Annotated in this window: 1 protein-coding gene and 2 pseudogenes; 2 read left to right on the forward strand and 1 reads right to left on the reverse strand. The window is 62.0% G+C overall.

All coding sequences use genetic code 11. The features are described from left to right. Both VF497_RS09000 and VF497_RS09005 read left to right on the forward strand, forming a co-directional pair. Window positions 1-195: pseudogene (locus VF497_RS09000) on the forward strand (ABC transporter ATP-binding protein); the annotation flags it as partial. Window positions 196-224: 29 nt separating this feature from the next. After that, entirely contained in the window at window positions 225-1,244 is a 1,020-nt protein-coding gene (locus VF497_RS09005; protein WP_330887843.1) for a hypothetical protein, read from the forward strand. A gap of 60 nt (window positions 1,245-1,304) precedes the next feature. On the opposite strand, the pseudogene VF497_RS09010 reads toward VF497_RS09005, so the two are convergent. After that, window positions 1,305-2,124: pseudogene (locus VF497_RS09010) on the reverse strand (hypothetical protein); the annotation flags it as partial.

A 2,124-nucleotide genomic window follows, 5' to 3' on the forward strand; every position in this document is an offset into this window, starting at 1 on the left:
GCCGAAGTCATGGTCGGACCGGACAAGGTCGAGGCGGCACGCGCGCTCAAGCCGCTCAACGAGCGCGGCATCTTCGGCAAGACCGTGTTCCTGTTCGACGGTGTGCCGCAAACGCAACTCGCGCAGCTAGGAGAACTGCACAAGCCGAGCGTCGCCGACCTGTTCGTGGCGACGATGAAGGGGACCTACGCATGAACGCATCGTCTGAAATCAGCCAAGCCGCAATGACCAAATCGAATCCGATGCAAACCTTCCTCTGGCTGCTCAAGCGCGAATACTGGGAAAATCGCGGCGGCTTTCTACGCGCGCCGCTGATCACGGCAGGCGTGATGATTGCGATTACCCTACTCACGCTAATGATCGCGGAAAGCGCTGCATCTCGGCACGGCATCAACCTTGGCGGCATGAATCTCGATGCGATTTCGCGCAATATGACGACCGACCAGATCGCGCTATTCAATTCGGGTTTGAACGCCGGTTTGATGGTTATCTCCGTACCCATCATGGTCGCGCTGTTCTTCGTCGTGTTCTTCTACCTGCTCGGCGCGCTCTACGACGATCGCCGCGACCGCAGCGTGCTATTTTGGAAATCGCTGCCAGTCTCCGACCTCCACACCGTGCTGTCCAAGGCCGCTGCGGCGGCTGTGATCGCACCGTTGTTCGCGATCGCCGCGGTCATCGTGCTGCATCTGGCTTTCCTGCTCATCATCAGTGCCTACGCGATGCTGAAAGGAGTCAATCCGCTGCCACTGTTGTGGAACCCGCGGCTGCTCGTCTCGTTGTGGGCCCGGCTGATTCTGCTAATTCCCATTAATGCGCTGTGGGCGTTACCGACCGTAGGTTGGCTGCTGCTCTGCTCGAGTTTCGTGCGCTCCAAGCCGTTCCTGTGGGCAGTGCTGCTGCCGCTGATTACTGGAATCCTGATCGGCATGGTCGGCTTGATGCAGCAGCTTTCGCTGCCGAGCATGTGGTACTGGCGGAACATTGTCGGCCGCATCCTACTCGGCTTCCTTCCAGGCAGCTGGCTTGGCGCGTTCGGCGGTAGCATCTTCGGTATATTCAAGAGCGGCGACAATATCGACATCGCCCTGGCCAAAGGTGACATCGTCAGCGCTGTTCTGTCTTGGGATCACATCGTCGGCATACTCGGCTCGCTCGACTTGTGGCTCGGGGTTGTCGCGGGCATCGGAATGATCGCCGCGGCCGTGTACTTCCGTCGTCAGCGCATCGAGACCTCGGTCTGACAGACCGGCCACAAAACGCGACGCATCGCGCGCCGCGTCGTTCGATTCAGATCGCCGGATTCAGAGTTTCTCGCTGACGATGCGGTAAGCGTCACCGCTCTTGATCACGCCCGACTGGTTCAGGTCGATTTCGCCTTCGAGCCAGTAGCGATCGAAACCGAGGTCGGTGCGACGGAACACGACCGCGTGGCTGCGGTAGATGTAGAACAGATCGCCATAGCGCAGGTCGCCAGCGCCCATGCTCGCGGTGATGACCTTCGCATCGTTGAAATGCCGCTCCATGTCGGTGCGCACCTTCGCCACCGGCAGATGCGCGGTGAACATCTTCGGCTCGCTGTGCATCGCGCGCAGGCTCGGATTGGCCACATCGCGTATCGCCTCGTCGACGCGATAGCGATCGGTCGAAGTCTTCACCAGTTCGGCGCGATCGAGGTTGAGCTCACCTTCGACCCAGAACAACTCGACGTGATTGCGGTCGCGCCTCACGACCGCGCGTACCGGACCGCGGACGAAGATTTCATCGCCCTTGCGCAACAGCACGGGACCGATCGCCCCGACCGCCGGGCGGCCAAGGTTGAATTGGTTTTCGAATGCATGCTTGATCGCTGCCGTGTCGGCAGCGGGCGCCGCCTGTCCGACCTGCATTGCTTTCGCCGACGGCGCAGGAGAAATTGTCGCGACCGTGGTCGCCGGAGCGGGTAGCGGTGCTGCAGGCGCCGTCGGCGCAGGCTTTTCGGCAACCGCAGGGCTCGGTGGTGGAGTGGCCACAACCGGCGTGGGAGCGGGCTTCGCCACCGCCACCTGTGGCGACTCGGCGCTCTTCGCCGGCGTCGATTCGCGTGCCGGTTGCGGCTCGGCCACCGGCGCGGCGGAAGCGGCG

Origin of the sequence: Rudaea sp., assembly GCF_036383415.1 — a bacterium.
Taxonomy (GTDB): Bacteria; Pseudomonadota; Gammaproteobacteria; order Xanthomonadales; family Rhodanobacteraceae; genus Rudaea.